The following is a 441-nucleotide window of genomic DNA, read 5'->3' on the forward strand; positions in this document are numbered from 1 at the left end:
CACCAAGCCCTCGGCCAGGCCGGCCTCGTGCTCGGCGACCGTCCGGCTGATCATGCGGAACGTGTCGCCCAGTTCCCGAATCTCCTGTGCGGGGAGGGCGCGGACTTCGGCCGGGTCGATCTCCTCGCCGGGTACATAGGCGGCGACGCTCGTGCGCAGCCGGCGCAGTGGCCGGATCAGCAACCGGTCAACGACGAACCAGCCGATGCCCGCGGCCGCCGCCCACATCAGAATCGGCAGCAACATCGCGATGAGAAGGGGCGACGTGATCGGCGCGCTGCGCACGCTCGTCTGCAGTGCCAGGCCGCCAAGGCCGAGCGAGGTCCGCATCGTCTCGCGCCGTTCCAGCGCGCTGCGAGGCGGAAGCTGAGTCAGGGGCAGTGAGCCTTCGCCATGTGTCAGCACGGCTTCATAAGGCGGCGCGAAATCGCTTGGCTTGCC

1 protein-coding gene is annotated in these 441 nt (G+C 69.2%); it reads right to left on the reverse strand.

Features of this window, described 5'->3' with window-relative positions:
* Window positions 1–441: hypothetical protein (locus tag RAD16_RS41335; protein WP_458163725.1), on the reverse strand; the 441-nt coding region annotated here is incomplete at both ends.

The organism is Bradyrhizobium sp. 18BD (assembly GCF_054185225.1).